The following is a 25256-nucleotide window of genomic DNA, read 5'->3' as shown; positions in this document are numbered from 1 at the left end:
AAAAGCGGCCCCGATGGGGCCGCTTTTTCTCTCTCTCAATTCCCTAAGGCATTACAGCAGGGCTGGAATACCAGGCAGCTGACCCACCAGGGCCAGGGCGCCTACACAGATGATGAAGGCGATCAGCGGGATAACCAGACGGTCTGCGGTGGACAGCTGAGCGGAGCGCTCCTTGTCACCGATCAGGCCCAGGTTGTCCAGCAGCATGGTCAGGGCCCAACCAAATACCGGGTTGACGAAGGCACAGGAGAACATGCACACACCGGCGCTCTGGGCGCTCTGGTTGTCACGTACCATCTGCATGCCCGCTTCCAGCAGCGGCAGGAATACACCCACCAGCAGGGCCACACGCAGTACCGGCTCCCACATGGCCAGATCCATGGGGTAACCCAGAACTGCGGCCAGTACACACATCACACCGGTCAGCAGGGCGCCACCAGGAATAGGACGCTTGGCGATGGCCGCCGGAATCATGTAGGTACCCCAGGAGGAGGCCAGGTTACCGCCGCCCAGAACAGAACCTACGATCTGACGGATGGAGCACACGGTCATGGTGTCGTCCACGTTCATCAGAACGCCTTTGGCCTTCTTGGGATAGTTCAGCTCCTGGAATACGCGGTGGCCCAGGAAGTCAGGGGACCACATGGCAACCGCCAGGATGGCAAAAGGAATTACCGCGACGAAGTGGCTCAGCTCAGGCCAGCCCATCTGCCAGCCGGTGTTTTCACCCCACCAGAAGAAGGGGCTCAGAGGCGGCAGACCGGGTTCGGTCACGAACTCGAAAGGCGTGCCCATGGCCCAGGCCACGGCGCCGGCCAGGAAGGAACACAGAGGAATCGCCAGCCAACGCATCTTCACACGAGCCAGGTAGGCGTAGATCACCACGGTGGCAAAAATCACCCCGAAGGAGACATAGCCCATGCCGATGCCGGAAGACCAGGCTTCCAGCTTGGTGATCTGGCCGACCAGGCCGATAGCACCGAGGTAGATGAGCAGGCCGCCCTTCACACCCTCGCCGGTCATGGTCACCAGTCGGGATCCCCCCTTACTCCAGCTGAGCAACAGGCCAAAGACCCCCACCATGATCCCCAACGCCAGCGGGTGACCACCGGCAGCAGCAATCAAAGGAATCAGCGGAATCATCGGGCCGTGGGTACCGGCCAGGTTGGTATTGGGGTTCAGGATGGCTGAGAAGACGACTGCGAACAGGACACCCGCAATCAGCAGTTCGTAACGAACGTTTTCGGCAATGAACTCGGGAGACAGACCGAACTGGGCAGCAAAAGCCGCCGCCATGGCGGTCACCATCACCACCTTTCCGATGGTCGCCGCGAGCGCCGGGATCAGATCTTCGAACTCAATGCCGAAATCGCGAAACGGCAAGTGCACACGCCAGCGCCGGAAGTTCATGATGGTCAGTTCGTTTTCGAGATAGCTCTGACGATTCTCGAAGGAACTGGCCGGCTTATGGCGATCCTTATAGGAAGCAGTTTGTGTTGACATCGATAACCTCTGGGGATTAATCCAACAGTTAGCTGGAGAAATGGCTGACCACTAATTCCGCAACAGTCGGCTTACATTTCATTTTCGTTGTCGTCGAATTCTAGTTAGACGCATTCTGCAAATCAAACAGTGGAATTCAGGCTCTAATTTCACCAAAACTTTATCGACGCAGATTCACTCAAAGGGCCAAATACCTAAATCAGACATTTTTATCCCTTAAATATCAGTTGGATAAATTTGATTAACGACCAATATAACCAAAAGTTAGTTAGTGATAGATTGTGCCTATAATCGAATGTATATCAATGAATTAGCCCAAATCCATGTAGCCCAATTGTAACGAAGGCTCTTTTTTTACTTGAAATGGATCACGAAAATTAGCAGTGGATGATCTGGTTCGAAAAAGGGGGGAGGATTGAGGAAAACGGGTAGCTCAAAAGGGAGTCAACCAGAAGTTAAATGTGATCTTCAGCGGGCAAACCCAAATTATCTTGCCAGAGATCACAATTATGACATCTCGCATAATCCTTTTATTACTCATGCGGACTGCCTGCTTAGCTTTCAGGCAATTCGGCGGATACGGGTCGATTTCGCCCTCAGAGAGCAACAAAAAAGGATCGGTATCGTTACAAATCAAACCATTAACCAACAGGCACTGAGAATGCCCTTTTGTCTCCACTCAAGACGCAGAAGCAAAAAAAATCCCCGCCGAAGCGGGGATTGCTATTAACTGGTAATTTACAACGATCTTACGTTGCGCTGCATATAGTCGGAGAACTGCTCATACAATGAGGTCATCAGCTCGCTGTCCAGGGCAACGCCATCGGCATCCTGCAACAGAATCTGAGTGCCCAGCTCCACTTCAGTCAGCTTGACGCGGTACGCCCCAGAGGCCAGCGCCAGGATGTCGTTATTGCCCCACAGGTTGGCCCAGAAGCCTTCGTTAGGATCATAATCCACGTAGTAGGTGCCCTGGCTCTTATCCAGGTCCTTTACGGTAAAACCAAGGACCGGCAGGACCCGATCCAGACGGTTCCACACCCGCTCGAAGCCCGCCTCAGTCTCAAACGCGGTATTACCGTCGGCGTCCGTGGCCAGGCTCAGGGCCATCCCCTCGGCTCGCTCCAGGTCCCGTAACTTGTTCTGCTGGGTCTGCTTGAAATTCATGTAGGAGATGGCGTTATTCAGCATGTCGATGGTGTAGCGACGCTTATCCGAATCGGTCAGGGCGATATCCTGGTCCTGCTGGTCAACGAACTCTTCATGATCCAGCAGTTCAATGGTCAGGGAGCCGGTATGGCCGTTGTCACGAACCTGTACCTCGAATCCATAGCGTTGACGCAGCTTGTACTGCTCTTTACTCCACCAGGAACCGCCCAGCTCCTCAACCACCTCGATCCAATCGGTGTCAACTTTGCCCTGAACGTCATCCCGGCTGTCGATTCCGATCTTCTTGTGGTCGAGGAACTCAGTCAGGTTGGCCATGATCTGATCTTTCAGATTGACCTCATCCCGCTGGTTTTCAATCAATACGGTTACGCTGTCGGCGCCCTCCTGCAGCCTGACCCCTTCGCCCAGAGGCAACACCTGAAGTGGGGAACGAACATCGACTCTGTCGCCAAGAATCTTGTCACCAGTTGCAGAAGCAGGAATTACGAATTCGCTGCTCACCTTGGGGGGATTCAGCCCTTCGGGCACCACCAGAGGCACCGGCTCAGGCTGCTCAAGGTAGTTGTAGTTGCCCTCGGCCTGACGCCGCTCGAGTGGAGTGGAACATCCGGCCAGTGCCGATACCACCAGCACCCCCAATAAAACTCGCTTCATTCTTTTTTCCTTTTTATAAGGCACCGGCCTGGGCCAGTGCTTGGCGCACCTTGTCGTGGTGCGCTTCGGACAATGTTGTCAGTGGCAGACGCAGGTCCGCCAGGGGCATCTTACCCATTTCGGCCAAAGCCCACTTAACAGGGATGGGGTTAGCTTCCGCAAACAGAGCACCGTACAGACCAGTCATCTTGTCATTTTGCTCGGCGGCTGCAGCACGGTCACCCGCGGCGGCGGCGACGCACATCGCCTTGAATACACCGGGGACCACATTGTTGGTCACAGAGATCACCCCGTGGCCACCGAGGAGGATAAACTCCATGGCCGTCGCGTCATCGCCACTGAGCAGCAGAAACTCGTCGCGGCAGAGTTCCTTGAGCGTCGCCACCCTGGACAGGTCTCCAGTAGCCTCTTTGATTCCAATAATCCCAGGAAGTTTCGACAGCTCTGCTGCGGTTTCCGGCAAAAGGTCACAACAGGTTCGGCCAGGAACGTTGTAGAGGATGACGGGCTTGGCCGCCACATCGGCAATGGCGGTGTAATGGGCAATCAGGCCAGCCTGAGTAGGCTTGTTGTAGTAAGGGGTCACAGACAGGGTGCCATCCACACCCGCAGCCTCACAGGCCAGGGTAAGTTCGATCGCTTCCTGAGTGGCATTGGCACCGGCACCGCCGATCACCTTGACTCGGCCAGCCACGGCTTTGACTACCGCTTCCACCACCTCTATATGTTCCTTGGGGTTCAGAGTCGCGGACTCACCCGTGGTACCCACCGCCACGATGGCATCGGTTCCCTGCTCGATATGAAACTCAACCAATGCGTTTAAGGCATTGAAATCGACGGAGCCATCCTCATTAAATGGGGTGACCAAGGCAACAATACTTCCGCTAAACATCTTCCGAATTCCCTAGACCATAGAGCAAGCTATGGTACTTGTGGCCAGGGACATTGACAAGGTTATGGACAGGCCGGGCAGGCCCTGGCTCCCAGGGCTTAGGCCAATGAGGTTAACTCATAACCTTTATTGATAAGTTTTTCTCATGATTGGAGAGAAACAACTGTGCTAGGATGATTGACCGATATAAAAACAATAACAAGTTATTACCTGCCAAGTAAGGACCACCATGACCCAGTATCTTGCGGTAACGGCTATGGGGACCGACCGTCCTGGCATAGTAAATCAGTTGGCCAAGCTCACCGCCAGTTGTGACTGCGACATCATCGACAGCCGCATGGCGACTTACGGCAACGAGTTCAACCTGATTATGCTGGTAGCGGGCAGTCACACTGCCATTACTCTGATGGAAAACCAGTTACCCGCCAAGGCGGCGGAACTGGATCTGCTCACCATCACCAAGCGAACCAGTGAACACGTTCCACAAAACCATATTGCCCGTCTGGCCGTTGAGTACTCCGGTGAAAACCGCCGCGGAACCATGAAGCTGATCACCCAGAGCCTCGAAGATCTGGGCCAGGATCTGGCCGGAATGCGGACTCATGCGGACGCAGACGAGAATGGGACTGCCCTGCAGCAGTTGGAACTGTTCATCAACATCCCAGAAGGCACAGATACCGACCACCTGGAAGTGCAGCTGAGGGAGCTGGGTGATCAGATCGGCCTGGAATGCCGTATACGGCGAATGGATCTCAACGAAAACACCAACTAGGGACGTTATGCAACCACTTCAAGCCGGTGCCCAGGCACCCGATTTCACTTTGCAAAACCAGAACAATGAAGCGATCAGCCTGGCGAGCCTTCGCGGCAAGCGGGTATTGGTGTACTTCTATCCCAAGGCGATGACCCCTGGCTGCACCGTGCAGGCCTGCAGCCTGAGAGACACCAAGGCAGAGCTGGAAGCCCTCAATACAGTGGTCCTGGGGATCAGTCCGGACCCGGTGAAACGCCTGACCAAGTTTATCGAGAGAGACAACCTCAACTTCGATCTGCTCTCCGACGAAGACCACGCGGTGGCCGACCTGTTTGGCGTCTGGGGCCCCAAGAAGTTTATGGGACGCGAATACGATGGCATTCACCGCCTCAGCTTCCTCATCGATGAGCAGGGCAACGTGGCCCACAGGTTTGATAAGTTCAAAACCAAGGACCATCACGAAGTGGTACTGAACTACCTCAACGGTCTCTAGGATCAACCATAAAAAAACCCGCCGACCGGCGGGTTTTTTCTGACTGGCGCCACTGATTAACCAGCGGTGCGGCCGTCATCATGACAGGCATCACAAGCAGGACGGGAGCCCACTTCATCTTCGTGCATCATGTGACAGTCGGTACACTCCAGCATGCCGTCGTGGGCAGGGTGGGGAGCTTCCATATCCGCCAGGCCACCGTGACAATCGGCACAGGCAGCAGCTTCGTGGGCACCATCTTCAGAAGGCGCACCATCAGCATGGCAGGTTTCGCAGCCGGACATTTCGGCATGCATATCGGCCAGTACGTCGGCAGCGGCGGCACTGAAGGCCAGCCCCATGCCAAACATGGCGCACAGCAGTTGTTTAAACATTATTCTCATCCTCACACGCATTAAAGGCGGTCAGACCGCCAGTTTTTTTTCTTGTCCCCAACTAAGCTAGTTGATCAATATCAACCCTGCAATCGGAGGCGCGCTAACTTTATCAGCTAAGCCCCATGGAAAATGCCGCTCAGATCAAAAAAAGAGGGGAGAATTTGTTGCAGGTGTCTAAATTTAAAAACTAATTCTATTTAGCTCATAGAATGAAAACAGGCGGCCTCTGGGCCGCCTGTCGCGTCGGATTATGACTTTTTTTACGCAGAAGCCTGCAGCTCTGCGATGCGCTTCTCCAGTGGCGGATGACTCATCAGCAGTTCGCTCATGCTCTTTTTACCACTGATACCAAAGGCCGCCATGGTCGCCGGCATCTGGCTTTCCTGGCCACCGCGCAACCTCTCCAGGGCGGCAATCATCTTATGACGACCGGCCAGGGCGGCACCTCCGGCATCGGCGCGATATTCACGCTGACGTGAATAGTACATCACGATGAAGGAGGCCAGAATGCCAAACACCATCTCCAGCACCATGGAGACCAGGAAGTAAGTCATGTAGCTGGCTTCCTCACCACTGCCCTCTTCGTCTCCGCCAATCACGTTGCTGACGGTACCGGCAATCAAGCGGGCGATGAAGATCACAAAGGTGTTCACCACCCCCTGGATCAGCGCCATGGTGACCATGTCTCCGTTGGCGACGTGGCTGACCTCGTGAGCCAGTACCGCCTCCACCTCATCGCGGTTCATGCCATAAAGCAGTCCGGTGGACACCGCCACCAGAGAGTTGTTGCGGCTTGGGCCAGTGGCAAAGGCGTTCATGTCCGGCGACGAGTAGACCGCCACTTCAGGCATTTTGATGCCGCTGCGACGAGCCTGATCGGCCACGGTATCCAGCAACCAGGCTTCGGTCTCATCCCTGGCCTGCTCAATCACCTGCAGACCCATGGAGCGCTTGGCAATCCACTTGGACATCTGCAGAGACAGAAGGGAACCACCGAAGCCGAACACCAGAGCCAGCATCAGGATGCCGCCCATGCTGTGGAACTCAATCCCCAGTGCCGACGTCAGCACGGACAGAACAATACCCAACACCAGCACCACAGCCAGGTTAGTCGCCAGGAACAACAATATGCGTTTCATTGATTCTCCTAAAAACACAAGGTTCAAAGGTGGCCACTCCGGCCACCCCTGTATAGACACTATTTGGGGGCTAAGGCGGCCCGCTTCAAGGCCTTGTCTCTACGGAAAAGTCACACCAAATGCTCGATATAGCCGAAACTTTAGCGTCTTAGCCATGAAAATGACAGCATATAGGAAACTGGCTGAACCGCGGCTGTCACTCCCCAACGGCCAGACAAGAAAAAGCCACCGTTGGGGGCGGTGGCTTTTGACAGTGGTTTGGGAAACCAAATCGTATCGAAATACAGTATATGCCACAGAACTCATTGTTCAACCACAAGATGCGCCACAACCTAACTTTTGGTCTATATTTATATAACAATTGGTTCTCATGTTGCCGGCAGCTTGGCATCCTGCCCTATCCTTTTGATCCCTAAACGTTTTTAATCTTTCTGGAATTGTTGCAGACATCTTGCGGTTTTGGCTTTATTATCAGGTGGATAGCGCCAATTAAGGAATCAGCTTCATGAGTCAGTCCATCCTGCTGCTGAGCAGCTCCCGAGCCGGGGACACCCCCTACCTGAGCCACGCCCTGCCCATGCTGGAAAAGATAATGAACCCCGGCAGTCGCTGGTTGTTTATCCCCTATGCTGGCGTCAGCATCAGCTACGATGATTATCACCAGAAGGTGGTGGAAGCCTTGGGTGGCCTCGGCTGCCAGCTGGTCAGCGCCCATGAGACCCCGGACCCGGTCATCGCCCTGGAAGAGGTCGATGGCGTCATTGTCGGCGGCGGCAACACCTTCCACCTGCTCCATGAACTCTACCGCCATGGCCTGGTGGAGGCGATTCGTGACAAGGTGAACAACGGCATGCCCTACATTGGCTGGAGCGCAGGCTCCAATGTGGCGGGCAAATCGATCCGCACCACCAACGACATGCCCATTATCGAGCCGCCCAGCTTCGAGGCATTGAACCTGGTCCCCTTCCAGGTGAACCCTCACTACACTGACTACCAGCCTCCTGGCCACAATGGTGAGACCCGAGCCGATCGCCTGCGGGAGTTCACCTGTGTGGACCCCCTCTCCCCTGTGGTGGGAATCTGTGAAGGCAGCGCCATCCGCCGCCAGGGGGATGCCTTGGTGCTTCAGGGTGAACTGGAAGCCTACCTGTTTGAAGGCACCACCCAGAAGCAGCCCATAGAACCGGGCAGCGACATCAGCTTCCTGCTGTAACCCGCCTCAAACAACAAGAGGGCTCATCGCGAGCCCTCTTTGCTGTGTGTGGCTGCCTGAGGGGTCAGCGCCCCAGCAGTTGCTCCAGACTGCTGCCATTGCTGATGGCCGACACCAGCCTGGGCACCATCTCGCCGGCTCTGCCCTGCATATGATATTGAAACTGACTGTGGACCTCAGAAGGTTCGAGGTTCACCTCAATGGTTTGCGCATGGGCCTGACTGGCCATCTCCACAAACCCTGCGGCAGGGTAGACAGTGCCGGAAGTGCCGATGGAGATAAAGAGATCACAATCTGACAGGGACTGGTAGATGCGATTCAGTTGCAGGGGCATCTCGCCAAACCACACCACGTGCGGGCGCAACGGCTCACCCGGGATGCAACAGGTGCAACAGTTCTCTTCGGCGAAGGGCTGCGCCATGGGAAACACTTGCTGACTGCGGGGACACCTTGCCTTGGCCAGTTCGCCATGCATGTGGATCACCCGGCGACTGCCGGCCCGCTCATGCAGGTTGTCGATATTCTGGGTGATCAGGGTCAACTCCACCCCCTCCAGGGCCTCCAGTTCGGAGAGCGCCAGGTGGGCCGGATTGGGTTCGACCTTGCCATTTCTCAGCTGCTCCCAGCGGGCGTTGTAGAAGGCGCGCACCAGAGCCGGGTTGCGCTCATACCCCTCGGGGGTGGCCACATCCTCGATATTGTGCTGCTCCCAAAGACCATCTTCGGCACGAAAGGTCTTGAGGCCGGACTCGGCGGAGATGCCCGCTCCGGTAAGTACCACTATCTTTTTATACATCCTGTCTTCCCTGAGGTGACACAGTGGAGCTGGAATCAGGAAGTGAGCCAGCTCTCACTCCCTTTTTACCTTGTCGGTGCTCCATATTCCAGTTTGGAGAAAATTTCACCCCTTTTCGGAGTGTTATTTACTTTTTCCAGCGGCTCTTTTTGCCATAACCACCGGATATTCGCAAATACCTGCATTATCGAAGGTTTAATGTTGAAGGCAAGCTACCTATAATGGTCTAATTAGTAAATGTCAGCCCACTGACTTCAAGCAAGAGAATGCTATGACGGACGAAAACCAAGCACTAAAGAAAGCTGGACTGAAGGTCACCCTGCCCAGAGTTAAGATTCTGGAGTTGTTGCAGCACCCAGGCAATCAACACATCAGCGCAGAAGACCTTTACAAGCTTCTGCTGGACCAGGGAGAGGAGATCGGCTTGGCAACGGTCTACCGGGTTCTCAACCAGTTTGACGATGCCGGTATCGTGACCCGCCACCATTTCGAAAGCGGTAAGGCGGTGTTTGAATTGGCGACTCAACATCATCACGACCACCTGGTTTGCCTCGACTGCGGCAAAGTGGTGGAGTTCAGTGATGAGGTGATTGAGCAGCGTCAGCACGAGATCGCGCAAAAGCACAACATTAAGCTGACCAACCACAGCCTCTATCTGTACGGCGTCAGCACCGACGGCAAGTGTAACCACTGACCCGTCGCAACAGGCATAAAAAAAGCGGAGCCAAGGCTCCGCTTTTTTTATGGATGGGCGATCAGCCGCCCATCTTGGCCCAGGTGTCCCGCAGCCCTACGGTGCGGTTAAACACCAGTGCGTCCGCCTTGCTGTCGACGCTGTCGGCACAGAAGTAGCCGGTACGCTCGAACTGGAACGCCTTCTCCGCCTCGGCAGCGGTCAGGCTGGGCTCAACGAAACCGTTACGCACCACCAGGGATTGTGAGTTGATCACCGCTTCGAAGTCCTCAGCCGAGCCGGGATTTTCGACGGTAAACAGGCGGTCATAGAGACGAAACTCGGCAGGCACACCAGCCTGGGCAGACACCCAGTGAATCACCCCTTTGGGTTTAACACCGTCAGCCGGATCCACGCCCAAGGTGTCCAGGTCCACAGAGCAGTAGATGGCGGTGACCTTGCCATCCGCGTCCTTCTCTACCCGCTCAGCGGTGATCACATAGGCACCGCGCAAACGAACCTTCTTGCCCAGAACCAGGCGCTTGAACTTCTTGTTGGCCTCTTCACGGAAATCTTCCGCTTCGATCCAGATCTCCCGGGAAAACGGCACGTCACGGTTGCCCATGGACTCATCGGAAGGGTGGTTGGCCAGGTTCAGGATTTCCACCTGATCTTCAGGGTAGTTTTCCAGCACCACCTTTACAGGATCCAGCACCGCCATGGCACGGGGCGCATTGACGTTCAGGTCATCGCGGATGCAGGACTCCAGCGAGCCCATCTCGATGGTGTTCTCCTGCTTGGTGACGCCGATGCGCTTACAGAACTCACGGATGGACGCCGGGGTGTAACCACGACGACGCAGACCGGAGATGGTCGGCATACGCGGATCATTCCAGCCATCAACCAGCTTGTCATTCACCAGGGCGTTCAGCTTACGCTTGGACATCACGGTGTATTCCAGGTTCAGACGGCTGAACTCATACTGACGGGGCTGACACTCGATGCTGATGTTCTCCAGCACCCAGTCGTACAGGCGACGGTTGTCCTGGAACTCCAGAGTACACAGGGAGTGGGTGATGCTCTCCAGGGCATCGGAGATGCAGTGGGTAAAGTCGTACATGGGGTAGATGCACCACTTGTCACCGGTCTGGTGGTGGTGGGCAAACTTCACCCGGTAGAGTACGGGATCCCGCATCACCATAAAGGATGAGGCCATGTCGATCTTAGCGCGCAAACACACCTTGCCTTCAGGGAACTCGCCGTTGCGCATCTTCTCAAACAGCGCCAGGTTCTCCTCGACACCACGGTCGCGGAAGGGACTCGGCTTACCCGGCTCGGTCAGGGTGCCTCGGTACTCACGGATCTCCTCGGGAGTCAGCTCATCCACGTAAGCCAGTCCCTTCTCGATCAGCTCGATGGCATAGCCATACAGCAGATCAAAGTAGTCGGACGAATAGTGGATGTCACCATCCCACTGGAACCCAAGCCAGCGAACGTCTTCCTTGATGGACTCTACGTATTCGACATCTTCCTTCTCGGGGTTGGTGTCATCAAAACGCAGGTTGCACTTGCCCTGGTAATCCTGGGCAATGCCGAAATTCAGGCAGATGGACTTGGCATGACCGATATGGAGATACCCGTTAGGCTCAGGGGGAAATCGGGTTTGCACTGCGCTGTGCTTACCTGAGGCCAGATCGGCATCGATAATATTGCGAATAAAGTTGCTTGGACGAACCTCGTTGTCCGGCTGGGTCATGATTGCCCTCGACTCACTTCAACTAAAAACTGTAAACGGCTAATGATCCACTATCACCGGGGTGGGAGCAAGACCCAATCACCGATACCAACAGGAGTTTTCTGGATTTTTTAGCGGAATCCGCCCTTCCCGCCTCCTCTGAGGTTTAGCCCAACCGATTTACCAGGTCAAAAATAGAGAAAGGCAGCCCGAAGGCTGCCTTGAATCGCTTAGGGAAAATGAAAGCGAATCTTACTCTTTGATGGCCACCGGAATGTCGCCCACGCCCATCTGATTCCGCTTGCCGACCCGCCTCAGGTAGGCGATGCCGGCCACCAGGATCACCGCGATGATGCCAATGTGCATCAGGGCGTGAGCCGGCTCCACGGTCAGGCGTGAAGCCTGGTAGAACAGGGTGGCAGTGGCGTAGGCCACGACAAAGGTGTACATGGCGCTGAAGCTGGCCCAGCGACCGCCGAATTCGCCGGCCATGGCGCCCAGTACCGCAGCACAGGGAGTGTACATCAGGATAAACAGCAGGTAGGCAAACGCAGCCGCACCGGTTCCAAACTGAGACTTGAGGTTCTTCAGGGTGGCCGCTTCAAAACCAAACTCTTCACCCATGCTATTCACATCCTGAACATCACCGATGTTCAGACCCAGGGGATCGTCCCAGGCGATGCCAAACATGTTCTCGGGAATGGTGGCCAGGCCTTCGTTTACCGCGCCGAGCAGGCTGAATTCGCCCGCGTCCTCTTCGCCAGACTGGCTGTAGAGGCTGTTGAGGGTGCCGACGACCGCCTCCTTGGCGAAGATACCGGTGATCACCCCAACGGTGGCAGGCCAGTTCTCCTCTTTCACTCCCATGGGGTCAAACACCGGAGTCACAATCTGGGCGGCAGCGGAGAGCACCGACTTTTCGGAATCCTGGTTGCCAAAGCTGCCGTCGGTGCCCATGGAGTTGAAGAAACTCAGGATGGTCACCACGATAACGATGGTCTTACCGGCACCCAACACAAACTGCTTGGTGCGTTGCCAGGTGCGACGGCCAATGGCCCCCAGAGTGGGCATCTCGTAGTCAGGCAGCTCCATAAAGCCCTGGCTGGCATCACCGGGCAGCAGGGTGTGGCGCAGCAGCAGACCGGTGAGAATGGCCGCCACAATACCAATGAGGTAGAGGGCAAACACCAGGTTCTGGCCATTTTCCGGGAAGAACGCCGCCACGAACAGGGCGTATACAGGCAAGCGGGCACCGCAGGACATGAAGGGGGCCATCATGGCAGTGACGATGCGCTCACGCTTGGTGTCCAGGGTGCGGGTGGCGGTCACCGCAGGTACGTTACAACCAAAGCCAACGATCAAGGGAACGAAGGCTTTACCGGGCAGACCAATCCTCTGCATCACCCCTTCGATGACGAAACCTGCACGGGCCAGGTAACCGGACACCTCGAGGATGCTCAGGGCGATATAGAGGAAAGCCACCACAGGGATGAAGGTCGCCACGGTCTGGATGCCGGCGCCCACACCGTCAGAAAGGATGGCGCCAACCCAGTCAGGCATGCCCGCAGCGTTCAGCAGCAGGGCTGAGCCATCAACAAAGAGGGCTCCGGCCACGATATCGAAGAAATCGATGAAGGAGGCGCCAACGTTGATGGCAAACATAAAGGTCAGGTACATCATGCCCAGGAAGATGGGCACCCCGGTCATGGGGCTCAAGGCGTAATGGTCCAGCTTTTCGGTCATGGAATCGATGACCGAGGGCTTGGACACGACGGCTTTGACCAGATCGCCGATAAACTGATAGCGGCAGTCGGCGATGTATTCTGCGGGGGAGATATCCTGAGCCATCAGCTTGTTAGACGCCTGAATCGCGGCATCATCACTTTGGGAGAGCAACCGGGTAATGGCACTGGCACGACTGCCGCCCATCTCCTGCAGCGACTGCTCCACCTCTGTCCCCAGATGAATATCCAGGGTCTGGCTGTGATTGCCCGCCCTGGCCATCTCGGCAATGGCATCCTTGACCGCTTGAGGGCCGTTTTCCGTTTTGGCGCTGATCTGAATGACGCGGCAGCCCAGGCGCTGGCTCAGGGCTTCGATGTTGACCTGCACCCCGCGGCGCTCGGTCACGTCCCCCTTATTCAGCACCAGCAGCATGGGAACATTCAGTTCGCGCAGCTGGGTGGTCAGGTAGAGGTTGCGCTCCAGTTGAGAGACATCCACCACGTTGATCAGCAGGTCAATCTCCTGGCCCAGCAGGTATTCGCGGCTGATCTTCTCATCGATAAAGCCCTCGCCGTCGGCGGCCTCGAGATCGTACAGGCCAGGCAGATCGGTGATCTCCACACTGCGACCATCCAACTCGATCTTGCCAATTTTCTTATCGACGGTGACGCCGGCCCAGTTGCCGACAGAGACGTTGTTACCGGTGAGAGCATTAAACAGGGTGGATTTGCCGGAGTTGGGATTACCTACGGCAACACAGCGTACTACTTGTTGGGACATCAATTAAACCTCTACGTGGATCTGTGCAGCCAGGCGATTATTCAAACAGAGGCTTGCACCTCGCACCTTCAGCTGGACAGCACCACCCAGGGGAGCAGAGCGAACCATTCTGACTTCACTGCCTCGGGTGAAGCCAAGCGCCATCAGACGACGCTTAAGAGAGAGTGACATGGATTGGTCGCCTAAACGAACCACACTGCAACTTTGTCCCAGACCCAACTCTGATAAAACCATTGCGCTACCTGTTTCTAAATGGGAATTGCTATCATTTGCACTTAAGTATACACAACCTTCCCGAAAAATCCTTGACCTAGTTCGCCGTTTTTCACCTCAAATGGAAATAGTTCCTGTTTTGCCGCCCATCTTGAATCCGGGTCACCCATAAAACGGGCCAGAAGCCCGTTATGACGGGATTTGCAGCAATTTTTTGTGGAGCTGGGTCACACCTAAGTAAATAACACTCAAATGGGGTTCAAAGTTTTTCTAATCCCCTGAATTTACTGACCTGAATGTGATTCCGTTCACATTAGCGCCACAGCAACCCGATCAATAATCCCCGCGTTTTCAATCGTTTACTCTACATCTTATTAACAAAAATTAGGTGAAATTATGAACCGCGCTCACGCAAATCCCGCGCCACTGGGTCTGATGGGATTCGGCATGACCACCATACTGCTGAACATCCACAACGCCGGGTTCTTCCCCATCGATGGCATGATTCTGGGTATGGGTATCTTCTTTGGCGGCATCGCCCAGATCATCGCCGGCATCATGGAGTACCGGAACGGCAATACCTTTGGTACCACCGCCTTCACCGCTTATGGCTCCTTCTGGCTGACCCTGGTTGCCCTGATCATGTTGCCTAATATGGATGTGGGTGTTGCGGCCAGCCCTCACCACTTCATGGGCTGGTATCTGAGCCTGTGGGGCCTGTTTACCGGCTTCATGTTCATCGGAACCCTGGCCAACTACCCCCGGGTTAAGCAGTTTATCTTCGGTTCTCTGACCGTCCTGTTCTTCCTGCTGGCTGCCCGTGACTTCACCGGCAGTGCCCTGATCGGCACCATCGCCGGCTACGAAGGAATCGTCTGTGGTGGCGCCGCCTTCTACCTGGCCATGGCCACCATCATCAATGCCGAATTTGGCCGCACCGTGCTGCCCATCGGCGACTGGAAAAGCCGTGCGTCCGTCGGTCGTGCCGCCCTGGCCTAACATTGGCCCCGACGTAAAAAAAGCCGCCCCATGGGCGGCTTTTTCTGTTTATGGCTGCTGACTGAGCAGGGTCTCCATGGCCTCCGTATCCGGTATCACAAATTCACGACGGCTGCGGCGTTCCAGCATCCCCTCCTTAATCAGATTGTTGAGCAGTGATGAGGCGGTCTGACGGGTGGTGCCGATAAGCAGGGAGATCTCCTCCATATTGAGGTCACACTCAAACAGGACCCCCTCATGGGTGTCCCTGCCCCGCTCCTTCGCCAGAGCCAGCAGGAATTCCACCAGCCGATACTGCACATCGTGGAAGATGATCCCCTCAATCACGTCGAGAGTCCCGGCCAACACCTGCCCCAGGATGCCGGTCATCACCAGAGAGACTTCCGGAAAACGCACCACTTCCTGGCGAAAGCGAGAAACACTGATGGCCAGTATGGTGCTCTCCCGGGCCGCCTGAATCAGCATCCGGCTGTGGGTGCTGAAGATGTCTCCCGGCTCCAGGAAGGAGAGGGTGAACTCCCTGCCTTCGTAGGAGAGATACAGCCGAAGCCGGCCGGACACCAGCACAAACACCTCACTTTCCTCGTGGCAGGCCTGATCCAGCAGGCGACCCCGCGCCAGCTGACGACAATGAAAACCCGAAAGAAACCCCTCATATTTGGGCTTTTTCAGCAGCTCAATCATATTGAACCGGGACAGTTTCATCTTGGAGTACATCCGGCCCTTCCTCTGTATAGGGTTGAGATCCCCGGCTATCTTTCCGTACAGGAGATACAGGGGTCGATGCTGTTGACCATCAGCGGGACATCCCCCACCTTCTCGCCGGTCATCATGGTGTTGAGGGCATCCCAGTTCGGGTAGCTCGGCACCCGCCATTTCAGCCGCTCGGGCCGGTCTGAACCGTCGGTCTTGAGGTAGTAGATCAGCTCCCCCCTGGGGGCTTCGCTCTTGGCGATCGCCTCTCCTGCTGGGATCACCGGCAATCCACTGATGGCGGTGGGCCCGGCAGGCATCCGTTCCAGGCACTGACGAATCAGGTCCAGGGCCACCAGCACCTCATCCAGGCGTACCATGGCCCGGGACCAGACGTCCCCCCCCGTGCGGGTCTGGATTTCGATATCCAGCTGATCGTAGACCGCATAGGGCGCCTGGACACGAACATCGTACGCCAGTCCCGAGCCCCTGGCCACCGGCCCCACCAGGCCATGACGCTGCACATCCTCCAGGGTGAGCAGTCCCACCCCCTGAGTGCGCGACAACACGAAATGGTTGGATCCGTAGAGATCGCGAATCTCCTCCACCGCCGGCACCAGCCTGCCGATCTGCTGCAACAACCATTGGGTTTGCCCGGCATCCACGTCGTACTTGACGCCGCCGATGCAGTTGGCCCCCAGGTCCATGCGGTTGCCGTAGATGGTCTCCTTGACGTCCTGCATCACCTCCCGGGTCTCCAGCACATGCATGAACAGCGAGTCAAAGCCGATGATGTGGGCCATGATCCCCACGTTGAACAGGTTGGACGCCACCCGCTTCACCTCGTCGGCGATCACCCTCAGATACTGGCCCCGCAGCGGCACCTCGATGCCCGCCAGAGACTCCAGTGCCATGCAGTAGGTGGTGGGGTGGCTGTTGGAGCACAGGGAGCAGAGCCGCTCGGTCAGGGTAATGTTCTGGTAGAAGTTGCGTTTGACCGCCAGATACTCCAGGCCCCGGTGGACATGGCCGGCGGTGATCTCCAGGTCACGGATGGTCTCCCCCTCCACCTCCACCTTGAAGTACATGGGCTCCTCCAGGGCCACGTGCAGCGGCCCCACCGGGACTTTGTATCCACTCATCAGATCTCTCCTCGACTGTTCATGATCTTCTCCCACAGGGACTTGGTGCTGGCGGCGTTCACCAGATCCGAATAGGGAATAAAACGCTGCAATACGGCGGGGTCGATGCTCTCATCGATAAACAGCCGCCGTGGATTGGGGTGCCCGGTCACCTCAATGTCGTACAGCTCCACAAACTCCCGCTCGTTCCAGTCGGCGTTGAGGAACACCGGCGTCATTGAGGGGATCACTGCTCCCTGATCCGGCAGCACCACGGTGGCGGTCACCGTAGAGCCGTCCAGGTCGAAGTGATAGGCGATCTCCAGGTTGGGCACTACCTGGTAGGCAGTGATGGTGCTCAGCCGCCCCCCCAGCACCTTCACCAGCCGGGCGAAAGGCAGCAACTGCTCCGCCTGCTCCAGCCTGGCCCAGGCAACGCTGACCCCTTTGGCGTCCGTGGTCTGGTTCCAGGACGCCGGCTGCGCCAGGGTATTCCCCAGGCTGGCGGCGAAGCGTTGAAACATCGGGTTCATAGCATCTCTCCTTTGGTGAGCTGTTGGGCGGAGCGCGCGCGGCGGCAGTCCGGGCAGAGTGTGGCCAGGGTGCGGATATCCCCGTTGCTGCCGGCGTAGGCCCGCCCCAGCAGGCTGGTGGTGGTCCGGGTGATCTTCCTGCCGCACTCGCCACAGGGCAGAAGGGGGATCAGGTCGTGCTCCACCATGGTGTATTTCTGCGACTGAGGGTGAGCCAGATGCCAGTCCTCGGTCAGCCGAATCGCCCCGGGAATGCAGTAGTGCTGGCACAGGCCGCAGAAGGTGCAGCTGTTATGCCAGACGGTAAAGGTGGTGCCCTCCTCGGTCTCCTCGAAACGAATCGCCCCACCGGCACAGACGTGTTCGCACATGCGACAGGCACTGCAGCGGCTGGCGTCGAAACGGATGCGTCCGCGCAGCCCTTTCGGGGTAAAGGTGTCACCGAAGGGGAAGGGATCGGTAGAGGGCCCCTTCTTGAGGTTCTGCCAAAGCAGTTTCAGTATCTTCATGACGCCTCCTGCAGCCGCTGTTTCCAGATCTCAATGGCCTGGGCCACCCCCTCGAGGATCGCCTGGGGCCGGGGTGGACAGCCGGGGATGTTCACGTCCACATCGAAGTAACGGTCGATGGGTCCCTCGATGGCGTAGCTGTCGCGAAACACCCCGCCACTGATGGGGCAGATCCCCACTGCCACCGTCACCTTGGGATCGGGGATCTCCTGATACACCCTGAGCACCTTCTCTTTGACCCGGGCGGTGAGGGGCCCGGTGATCAGCACGATGTCCGCGTGCTTGGGACTGCCGCAGTACTGGCAGCCGAGGCGCTCCACATCGAACCTGGGGATGCAGGCGGTGGTCGCCAGCTCCACATCACAGCCGTTGCAGGAGCCGGCATTGATCCGGTACAGCCAGGGCGAGCGGGCCGCCACGTTGGAAAACAGAGCCATGATTACCCCCTTAGAGAGCCGAGCAGCACCAGAGCCAGACTCAGTACACCGAGCAGCTCGGGCCACTTGAAATAGAACAGGAACGCCTGGTCGATGCGCATTCGCCCCACCGAGGCCCGAAGCAGGGCCCTGGCCAGCAGGAACAGCACCAGGCACTTGAGCAGGTGGGCGGCCAGGGCGGCGATGCCGCTCAGGGCACCGGGCCAGAACAGCACCACCGCCAGACTGAACACCACCACGGACTTGAGGGTGGACATCAGCTTGAACATCGCCAGGGCCGGCCCGGAGTACTCCAGCAGCGGCCCCTCGAGCAGTTCAGACTCCGCCTCAGGCACATCGAAAGGCGGCACCCCGAGGTTGGCGGGGATGACACTGAGAAACGCCAGCAGCGCCGGCCACAGCCAGGGGTTGGTCACCAGGCTGCCGTTGACCTGCTGCCAGGCGATGATCTCGGTCAGGCTGAGGCAGATGACCCCACCCTGGGCAACGCCGACGTGGATGGCCACACTCAGCAGCACCAGCAACAGCGGCCCCTCGTAGGCCAGCATCATGCTCATCTCCCGTGAGAAGCCGATGGCACCGAAGGTGGAACCGGAGACCGAGCCGCTGAGCATGATCACCACCGCAGGCACCGCCAGCAGGTAGAGCAGCACCAACATGTCCCCCAGCGCGGCTGGCGGCTGATACCAGCCGGGCACAGGCACCAGCGCCAGGGCCACCGCCATGGCGCAGACGCCGGCGGCAGGCAGGTAGAGGAACAGGGCGGCAAAACTGCCCTCGGGCACCATGGAGTGCTTACGCATCAACTTGGCGACGTCAAAAAAGGGCTGCAGCAGCGGAGGTCCTATGCGCCGCTGCAACCGGGCCAGCAGGATGCGGTCCGCCCCCTTGGCCAGCAGTCCAATGGCCAGGCCAGACAGCGCCACCACCATCACCCAGATGGGGATCAGCAGGGACTCAAATTGATTCATGATTCTCTCCGTTTAAAAGGGCTGGCCAGAACGCGCAGCAGCGCCTTCGGGGACTCGTAAAGGGCGGCGGCGCCCATGTGGCTGTCGGCATCACTCAGGTCGTCCACCCCACAGGCGTGATGGTGAATCGCCACTCGCTGGGGTGCACTGAGGCGGTAGAACCCCCAGCAGGCCAAAGCCGGCAGCAGCAGAGTCAGGGTCAGCAGCCAGGAGGACCAGCCACCGGGCAGCGGCCCCCACAGGCTCACCTCTGGGGCAGTCATCCCCAGGGAGGTGACGATGACGGCGATGGGCACCAGCGCCAGGCCGGGGAACAGACCCAGCCCCAAACAGGCAACGGCGGTCAGCACCATGGGCCAGGCCATGGAGGTCGGGGCGTCGGTCAGGTGGCTCAGTCTGGGTGAAGGCCGTCCGAGGAAGGCCACATGGGCAAACTTGAGCACCGCCGCCAGGGTGAACAGGCTGGACATCAGGGTGGCCAGGGCAAACAGGTAGTGGCCGGATTGCAGGCTGGCCTGGTAGATAAGCCACTTGGAAGCAAAGCCATTGAGCGGCGGTATCCCCGCCAGGGAAAGCCCGGCGAACAGGAACAGGCCGAAGGTCAGTGGCATCTGTCGTCCCAGCCCGCCCAGGTCATCCAGGCTGTGCAGGTGCGCCTGGGCCAGAATCACCCCGGCACCCATAAACAGCAGGTTCTTCAGCAGCATGTGGTTCACAAAATGCAGCAGGCCGGCGCTGACACCCAGGGGAGTCAACAGTGCCAGGCCCAGCAGCACATAGGCCAGCTGGCTGACGGTGCTGTAGATCAGCAGCCGCTTGATGCCGGTCTGGATCATCGCCATCGCCCCGGCCCCCAGCAGGGTCAACACCGCCACCAGGGCCACCAGGAAGGCGGGCCAGGGCAACCCCTGAACCTCGCCGAAGCGGGCCGCCAGGGTGGTGATGCCGATGGCTGCAAAGAATTTCAGCATGCCGAAGGGGCCGCTTTTCAGCAGAACCGCCGAGATGTAGCCACTGACCGGCGTGGGCGCCGTCGGTGGGTGCATCTGTACATCGATGCGCAGTGGCAGCTGGGCAGCCTTCATCAGCAGCCCCGCCAGCACCAGCACCAGCGCCGATGCGCTCCAGGCCTGGGGCATCGCCTCCAGCCTCTGCCCCAGGCCCTCGAACGCCAGCTCGCCTGAGGGGGCCGCCAGCATCACTGTTCCCAGGAACAGGCAGCTGGCCCCGGCCAGATTGAACATCAGGTACTTGAACCCCTCGTCCAGGGCATCGTCGCTCTCCTCATGAACGATGGCGAAGTACAGGGCCCAGCTGCTCATCACCTCCCAGAACAGGAAGAAGTTGAACAGATCGCGGCTGGCACAGATCCCCAGCAGGCCGCCAATCATCAGCAGGAAGAACATCAGGAACCTGGGCAGGCTGTGACCGTGGGCCATGTAGCCCTTGGAGTAGGCCAGGCTCAGCAGTCCCACGGCGGCGATCAGCAGGGCGAACCACCAGGAGAGCGGGTCAAACTGCTGGGATTGCTGCAGCACCAGCATCAGAGACAGCGCCATCACCGTCAGGGCAACAGGCACCGCCAGGGCGGGCACCCGCTTGCCCAGCAGATACACCGTCGGGGCACCGATGCAGGCCACCAGGGCCGCCCAGGACCACTCCAGTGCCAGAGAGGGAAGCTCGCCCCCCGCAGGGGAGAGCTGTGCCACCACCGGCTGAACCAGGCCCAGCACCGCGTTGGGAAACAGCCCCGCCGCCAGCACCAGAGCCGCCAGCAGCAGTTGCGGCAACAGCATCCCCACAGGGGCTTCCGTCGCCTGCCCCTGAGCCGGGGTGAAGAACAGCACCCGGAAGATGCGCAGGTAGTAGACAGCGCCTATCAGGCTGCCCACCAGGATCACCACCGGCAGCACCAGGTTGCCCTGGTCGACGGCGGCAAAGATCATCAGGTACTTGGAGAAGAAACCGCTGAATGGCGGAAGCCCCATGATCGCCAGCAAACCGGTGGCCAGACAGACGCCGGTGATGGGCATCCGTCGTCCGGCGCCAGCCAGCTCGGTCAGGGTCTTACTGCCGTAGCGGTAGATGATGGAGCCGGCACAGAGAAACAGCAGGCTTTTGAAGATGGCGTGATTCACCAGATGGGCCAGGCCTGCGGCCAGGGCCAGATAGCTACCCAGCCCCAGTACCGCGGTGATCTCCCCCACCTGGGCCAGGGTGGAGAACGCCAGCATCCGCTTGAGATCCGGCTCGCGCAGGGCCGCCAGTTCGCCGTAGATCAAGGTCACCGCGCCGAGCAGGGTGATCACCAGCGGGATGGAGAGGGCCCCCTCCCCCGTCAACCGCGATAGGGCGGCGGACCCGAACACCAGAAACAGCAGCTTCAGGATGCCGTACAGGCCCACCTTGGTGAGGATGGCTGACATGGGTGCGGAGATGGAGGAGGGCGCCACAGGGTGGGCATCCGGCAGCCAGCCATGGACGGGCCACAGCCCGGCCTTGACCCCAAGTCCTACCAGGAAGCAGGCGAGGATCACCAGAGCGTCCCCGGTGGGCAGCTGCCCGGCCGCCGCAGCAAGATGGGCAAATTCGAAACTGCCCAGATTGGCGTGCAGCAGCAGGATGCCGAAATGCATGATGTAGGCGCCGCCGGCGCACATCAGAAAGTACTTACGTCCCGCCCGCAGAGCCTTGGGTGTGCGGGGGTGGATCACCAGCAGATAGGAGGTCCAGGTCATCAGCTCCCAGAACAGGTAGAAGTTACCCAGATCCGTTGCGGTGACCACCCCCAGCAGGGAACCGAGCATCAGCAGCAGGAAGAAGTAGTAGAGGTTGGCCCTGGGGTCTTTGCGCATATAGGGGCCGGAGTAGACGCAGACCACCAGCATCACCAGGGCGATGATCACGGCGAACAGCCAGGAGAGGCCATCGGCCATGGGCAGCTGCCAGGCCATCACCAGGGTGACGGCGGCCACCGCCTGCACCATCAGATCCCGCAATCTGGGGCTGAAGTGCCCCAGCAGGAACACCCCGAAGCCACTCAGGTAGGGCAGCAGCACCAGAGCCTGCCAGGGGGACTCGAACCTGGGCATGCCATGGCCCTCAGTCAGGCCATTGAGGGCCCCCACCCAGTGCAGCAACGGCTCGGGATCCAGGCTGAGCCCTACCGTAGTCAGGGCCGCCAGCAGCATCAGCAACAAACTGGCCGCCCCCTGCCCCGCCTCGCTCAGCACCGGACGGCTGGCCGGCGCACCGAAACAGATTTTGTGGATCACCGTCAGCGTGTAGATGGCCGCCACTATCCCCGCCAGGGTGGCGGTCACCGCCAGAGCCCAGTGCCCCTGGTCCACGGCGGCGTACAGGATGATGAATTTGCTGAAAGCCCCCTTGAAGGGGGAGAGCCCCATCACCGAGAACAGCCCAAAGCCGAACATCAGCCGGCTCAGTGGCATCTGGGGCGCCACCTCAGCCACCCGGTCCAGGCGGTCGCTGCCGGCGGCGCGGATCAGCCGCCATGCCGCCAGGATCACCAGCAGTCGCATCACCGCCTGCAGGGCCAGATGGAACCAGGCGCCAGTCTGCGCCAAGGGCTCGCCCAGCCCCAGGCCCATGATCAGGTAGCCCAGCTCGGCGGCGGTGGCGTAGAGCAGCAGCCTGCCAAGGCTGGCTCGGTTGCGCAGGGCCCACAGCTCCCCGAGCAACAGCAGCCCGGCACCCAGCCAGGCCAGAATGGAAAACTCTCCCATGGTCATCCTCATCTTGTTGTCGTTGTCAGGCCCACTCTAGGCCCGGGCGGCCCCCCCTTCTGTCAGCGGGCTGACAGGGGGCGACCCCAATTCAGAAAACGTTGCGCCCATCACTCTTTGGGTGAAAAAAAGGGGCGCCTCTGCGCCCCGGTTCAGGGTGTCAGCCGCTGCTGCAGCCAGCTCAGCCAGGCGGCCATCCCTTCGCCGCTTTTGGCGGAGATGGGCAGGGTCTGCTCCTCCAGCCCCAGGGTCTTCAGGTAGTGCTCGGCCCCCTGAAGGCTGAAATCATCGAAATGGGCCAGCAGGTCCAGCTTGGTGATCAGCACCAGATCCGCCGCCCGGAACATCACCGGGTACTTGGCCGGTTTATCCTCCCCTTCGGTGACCGACAGCAGCACCAGGTTGAGGTGCTGCCCCAGATCAAACCCCGCCGGGCACACCAGGTTGCCGACGTTTTCGATAAACAGCAGATCCAGCTCATCCAGGGGCAGGCTGTGCAGGGCGTCGTGCACCATGTGGGCATCCAGGTGACAGGCCATCCCGGTGGTGATCTGCACCACAGGCACCCCTTTGGCGGCGATGCGCCGGGCGTCGTTCTCCGTTTCCAGATCCCCCTCTATCACCCCGGCGCGAATCCCCAGCGCCTTGAGCCGTTCCAGGGTCTCCTCCAACAGCCGGGTCTTGCCGCTACCCGGGGAGGACATCAGATTGATGGCCAGGATGTTGTGGCGCTGCAGGTGCTCCCGGTTATGGGCCGCCTGATGATCGTTCTCATCCAGCAGGCCGGTGAGAAGCTGCACCGCATCGCCGGGCTGATGCAGGTGGCCGCCGGGTTCCACCAGGTGTTGATTGCCCGGTGTCAGGTTACAGCCGCAGTTATTGCACATGGCTACCTCCTCGATGTTGGTCGGTATGTTGAGGCACCCGCGCCAGGGTGCGGTTCAGGGCTTCGCCAGTGCAGCGCATCTGCTCCACCACCTCCAACAGAGAGTCCGCCAGTTCCGCCAACTCGAGGCGAATCAGCTGCTCTCGCCAGCGCTCCATCTCACTGATGTGGGCCTGGTTGTGCTCCTCCCAGTGGGGCAACAGGGTGCGGATGCGCTGAATAAGTTGTTGTTGCTGCGGGTTCATGGGGCCTCCACCGGCTCTAAGTGAATCTGACCCTGCATCATGTCCAGCAGGGTGATGCGGTAGCCCGCCAGTGTCCTGGGGGCGTCAAACAGGGTCTCCAGGCTGAGGCCAGGGGGAATCACCTCCACCCGGCTTACCTGGGAGACCTCCTCCCAACCATGGGCGTGTTTGATTCGGGCGGTGAAGTTACACATGGATCAGCTCCTGTTGCAGTTGAGATTGGATGGCGGCGGCCTGGGCCACAAAGGGGCCCTGGCAATCGAAAGGGGCCAATCCCTGGCGGTCGGCGGCGCGCAGGGCCTCGCTCCAGCTGAGGTGACCCAGCAGCTTGCGCCCGGGCCCCAGCCGCTGGCGGATAAAGGCCAGATCCTCCTCGCCCTGGACCTTGCCCGCCACGAAGGCCACCCGGGCAATGCCCAGCTCCCTGGCCAGGGTTTCCGCCTGCTCTGCGGTCTGCAGGCTGCGCTGACCCGGCTCCACCACCACCAACAGCATGTCCACCGCCTCGGCGGTGCCCCGCCCCAGGTGTTCGATGCCCGCCTCCATGTCCATCACCACCCACTCGTCGCCCTTCACCAGCAACTGGCGCATCAAAGCGCGCAGCAGGGTGTGCTCCGGACAGACGCAGCCGCCGCCAGCCTGCTCGACACTGCCCATCTTCAGCAGCTTCACCCCCTGATGCTCCAGGGCAAAACGCTCCGGCAGATCCGCCACCGACGGGTTGAGCTTGAACAGGCCGCTGCCGTTGGCACCGGTTCGCTCCTTGGCCAGGGATTTCATCTGGGAAAAGGGCACCAGTTCGGCCGCCCGTTCCGCCGGGAGGCCGATGGCCCCGGCCAGGTTGGCGTCCGGGTCGGCGTCCACCGCCAATACCTTGATCCCCTGCCTGGCCAGGCCCCTGGCCAGTAGGCCCGCCAGGGTGGTCTTCCCCACCCCACCTTTGCCCGTTATGGCAATTTTCATCGCTTCTCTCCTTAGGGGGAGGCACGCCTCCCCCTA

25 protein-coding genes are annotated in these 25256 nt (G+C 59.0%); 5 read left to right on the top strand and 20 right to left on the bottom strand.

Annotated features, from left to right (window positions below; all coding sequences use genetic code 11):
- Window positions 1–51 precede the first annotated feature (51 nt).
- From G505_RS0106400 to dapA, 3 genes are all read right to left on the bottom strand, one after another.
- Window positions 52–1503 (bottom strand): DUF3360 family protein, encoded by a 1452-nt coding sequence (locus G505_RS0106400; RefSeq protein ID WP_028108822.1) that lies wholly within the window; start codon window positions 1501–1503, stop codon window positions 52–54.
- Between the two features lie 738 nt (window positions 1504–2241).
- Window positions 2242–3327, bottom strand: coding sequence for an outer membrane protein assembly factor BamC (gene bamC / locus G505_RS0106395; RefSeq protein WP_028108821.1), 1086 nt, complete (start codon window positions 3325–3327; stop codon window positions 2242–2244).
- 13 nt (window positions 3328–3340) lie between these two features.
- Window positions 3341–4219, bottom strand: a complete 879-nt coding sequence (gene dapA / locus G505_RS0106390) for a 4-hydroxy-tetrahydrodipicolinate synthase (protein ID WP_028108820.1) — start codon at window positions 4217–4219, stop codon at window positions 3341–3343.
- 229 nt (window positions 4220–4448) lie between these two features.
- Here dapA and G505_RS0106385 point away from each other — a divergent pair, with 229 nt between their 5' ends.
- A complete protein-coding gene (locus tag G505_RS0106385) occupies window positions 4449–4991 on the top strand; it encodes a glycine cleavage system transcriptional repressor (RefSeq protein WP_028108819.1) in 543 nt (180 codons plus the stop codon).
- Window positions 4992–4998: 7 nt separating this feature from the next.
- Window positions 4999–5466 (top strand): thioredoxin-dependent thiol peroxidase, encoded by a 468-nt coding sequence (gene bcp / locus G505_RS0106380; protein ID WP_028108818.1) that lies wholly within the window; start codon window positions 4999–5001, stop codon window positions 5464–5466.
- Between the two features lie 56 nt (window positions 5467–5522).
- Here the strand turns inward: bcp and G505_RS0106375 are convergent, their stop codons facing one another.
- Both G505_RS0106375 and htpX read right to left on the bottom strand, forming a co-directional pair.
- A complete protein-coding gene (locus G505_RS0106375; protein ID WP_028108817.1) occupies window positions 5523–5840 on the bottom strand; it encodes a cytochrome c3 family protein in 318 nt (105 codons plus the stop codon).
- A gap of 263 nt (window positions 5841–6103) precedes the next feature.
- Window positions 6104–6982 (bottom strand): protease HtpX, encoded by an 879-nt coding sequence (gene htpX / locus G505_RS0106370; protein ID WP_028108816.1) that lies wholly within the window; start codon window positions 6980–6982, stop codon window positions 6104–6106.
- Window positions 6983–7487: 505 nt separating this feature from the next.
- On the opposite strand from htpX, the gene pepE reads away from it, so the two are divergent.
- Window positions 7488–8195 carry a dipeptidase PepE gene (gene pepE / locus G505_RS0106365; RefSeq protein ID WP_028108815.1) on the top strand — a complete coding sequence of 236 codons (708 nt, stop codon included), beginning with the start codon at window positions 7488–7490 and terminating at the stop codon, window positions 8193–8195.
- A gap of 64 nt (window positions 8196–8259) precedes the next feature.
- On the opposite strand, the gene cobB is transcribed toward pepE, so the two are convergent.
- Window positions 8260–8991 carry a Sir2 family NAD+-dependent deacetylase gene (gene cobB, locus G505_RS0106360; protein ID WP_028108814.1) on the bottom strand — a complete coding sequence of 244 codons (732 nt, stop codon included), beginning with the start codon at window positions 8989–8991 and terminating at the stop codon, window positions 8260–8262.
- A gap of 271 nt (window positions 8992–9262) precedes the next feature.
- On the opposite strand from cobB, the gene fur reads away from it, so the two are divergent.
- A complete protein-coding gene (fur, locus tag G505_RS0106355) occupies window positions 9263–9685 on the top strand; it encodes a ferric iron uptake transcriptional regulator (RefSeq protein WP_028108813.1) in 423 nt (140 codons plus the stop codon).
- Between the two features lie 61 nt (window positions 9686–9746).
- Here fur and glnS read toward each other — a convergent pair whose 3' ends face one another.
- The 3 genes from glnS to G505_RS22690 all read right to left on the bottom strand — a co-directional run bounded on the left by glnS (window position 9747) and on the right by G505_RS22690 (window position 14138).
- Entirely contained in the window at window positions 9747–11420 is a 1674-nt protein-coding gene (gene glnS, locus G505_RS0106350; protein WP_028108812.1) for a glutamine--tRNA ligase, read from the bottom strand.
- Between the two features lie 231 nt (window positions 11421–11651).
- Entirely contained in the window at window positions 11652–13904 is a 2253-nt protein-coding gene (feoB, locus tag G505_RS0106345) for a ferrous iron transport protein B (protein WP_028108811.1), read from the bottom strand.
- Between the two features lie 3 nt (window positions 13905–13907).
- The gene (locus tag G505_RS22690; protein WP_084643886.1) at window positions 13908–14138 is read right to left on the bottom strand and encodes a FeoA family protein; all 231 of its coding nucleotides are present in this window, start codon (window positions 14136–14138) and stop codon (window positions 13908–13910) included.
- Window positions 14139–14513: 375 nt separating this feature from the next.
- Here G505_RS22690 and G505_RS0106340 point away from each other — a divergent pair, with 375 nt between their 5' ends.
- On the top strand, window positions 14514–15116 hold the full coding sequence (locus G505_RS0106340) for an acetate uptake transporter (protein WP_028108810.1): 603 nt from the start codon (window positions 14514–14516) through the stop codon (window positions 15114–15116).
- 48 nt (window positions 15117–15164) lie between these two features.
- Here the strand turns inward: G505_RS0106340 and G505_RS0106335 are convergent, their stop codons facing one another.
- The 11 genes from G505_RS0106335 to G505_RS0106285 form a co-directional block, all read right to left on the bottom strand.
- Window positions 15165–15833: a Crp/Fnr family transcriptional regulator gene (locus G505_RS0106335; protein WP_028108809.1), complete on the bottom strand. Its 669-nt coding sequence runs from the start codon at window positions 15831–15833 to the stop codon at window positions 15165–15167.
- A 35-nt stretch (window positions 15834–15868) separates the two neighbouring features.
- Window positions 15869–16951 (bottom strand): hydrogenase large subunit, encoded by a 1083-nt coding sequence (locus G505_RS0106330; RefSeq protein WP_028108808.1) that lies wholly within the window; start codon window positions 16949–16951, stop codon window positions 15869–15871.
- Window positions 16951–17463, bottom strand: coding sequence for an NADH-quinone oxidoreductase subunit C (locus tag G505_RS0106325; RefSeq protein WP_028108807.1), 513 nt, complete (start codon window positions 17461–17463; stop codon window positions 16951–16953). Before G505_RS0106325 ends, G505_RS0106330 begins: the two co-directional genes overlap by 1 nt.
- Window positions 17460–17972, bottom strand: coding sequence for a 4Fe-4S dicluster domain-containing protein (locus G505_RS0106320; RefSeq protein ID WP_028108806.1), 513 nt, complete (start codon window positions 17970–17972; stop codon window positions 17460–17462). Before G505_RS0106320 ends, G505_RS0106325 begins: the two co-directional genes overlap by 4 nt.
- Complete coding sequence (locus tag G505_RS0106315) at window positions 17969–18409, bottom strand: NADH-quinone oxidoreductase subunit B family protein (protein WP_028108805.1); 441 nt, start codon at window positions 18407–18409, stop codon at window positions 17969–17971. The genes G505_RS0106320 and G505_RS0106315 overlap by 4 nt, the downstream gene beginning before the upstream one ends.
- 2 nt (window positions 18410–18411) lie before the next feature.
- Window positions 18412–19380, bottom strand: coding sequence for a respiratory chain complex I subunit 1 family protein (locus G505_RS0106310; RefSeq protein ID WP_028108804.1), 969 nt, complete (start codon window positions 19378–19380; stop codon window positions 18412–18414).
- The gene (locus G505_RS0106305) at window positions 19377–23126 is read right to left on the bottom strand and encodes a proton-conducting transporter transmembrane domain-containing protein (RefSeq protein WP_028108803.1); all 3750 of its coding nucleotides are present in this window, start codon (window positions 23124–23126) and stop codon (window positions 19377–19379) included. Before G505_RS0106305 ends, G505_RS0106310 begins: the two co-directional genes overlap by 4 nt.
- Before the next feature lie 152 nt (window positions 23127–23278).
- A complete protein-coding gene (gene hypB / locus G505_RS20745) occupies window positions 23279–24013 on the bottom strand; it encodes a hydrogenase nickel incorporation protein HypB (RefSeq protein ID WP_051215937.1) in 735 nt (244 codons plus the stop codon).
- Window positions 24003–24257: a DUF8180 domain-containing protein gene (locus tag G505_RS0106295; RefSeq protein WP_028108802.1), complete on the bottom strand. Its 255-nt coding sequence runs from the start codon at window positions 24255–24257 to the stop codon at window positions 24003–24005. The genes hypB and G505_RS0106295 overlap by 11 nt, the downstream gene beginning before the upstream one ends.
- Window positions 24254–24451 carry a CooT family nickel-binding protein gene (locus tag G505_RS0106290; protein WP_028108801.1) on the bottom strand — a complete coding sequence of 66 codons (198 nt, stop codon included), beginning with the start codon at window positions 24449–24451 and terminating at the stop codon, window positions 24254–24256. The genes G505_RS0106295 and G505_RS0106290 overlap by 4 nt, the downstream gene beginning before the upstream one ends.
- The gene (locus G505_RS0106285; protein ID WP_028108800.1) at window positions 24444–25220 is read right to left on the bottom strand and encodes an ATP-binding protein; all 777 of its coding nucleotides are present in this window, start codon (window positions 25218–25220) and stop codon (window positions 24444–24446) included. The genes G505_RS0106290 and G505_RS0106285 overlap by 8 nt, the downstream gene beginning before the upstream one ends.
- Between the last annotated feature and the right edge of the window lie 36 nt (window positions 25221–25256).

This window comes from Ferrimonas futtsuensis DSM 18154 (genome assembly GCF_000422645.1).
In the GTDB taxonomy this organism is placed as follows: domain Bacteria; phylum Pseudomonadota; class Gammaproteobacteria; order Enterobacterales; family Shewanellaceae; genus Ferrimonas; species Ferrimonas futtsuensis.
The sequence above is the reverse complement of the archived record's forward strand: the minus strand, read 5'-3'. Positions and strand labels throughout refer to the sequence as shown.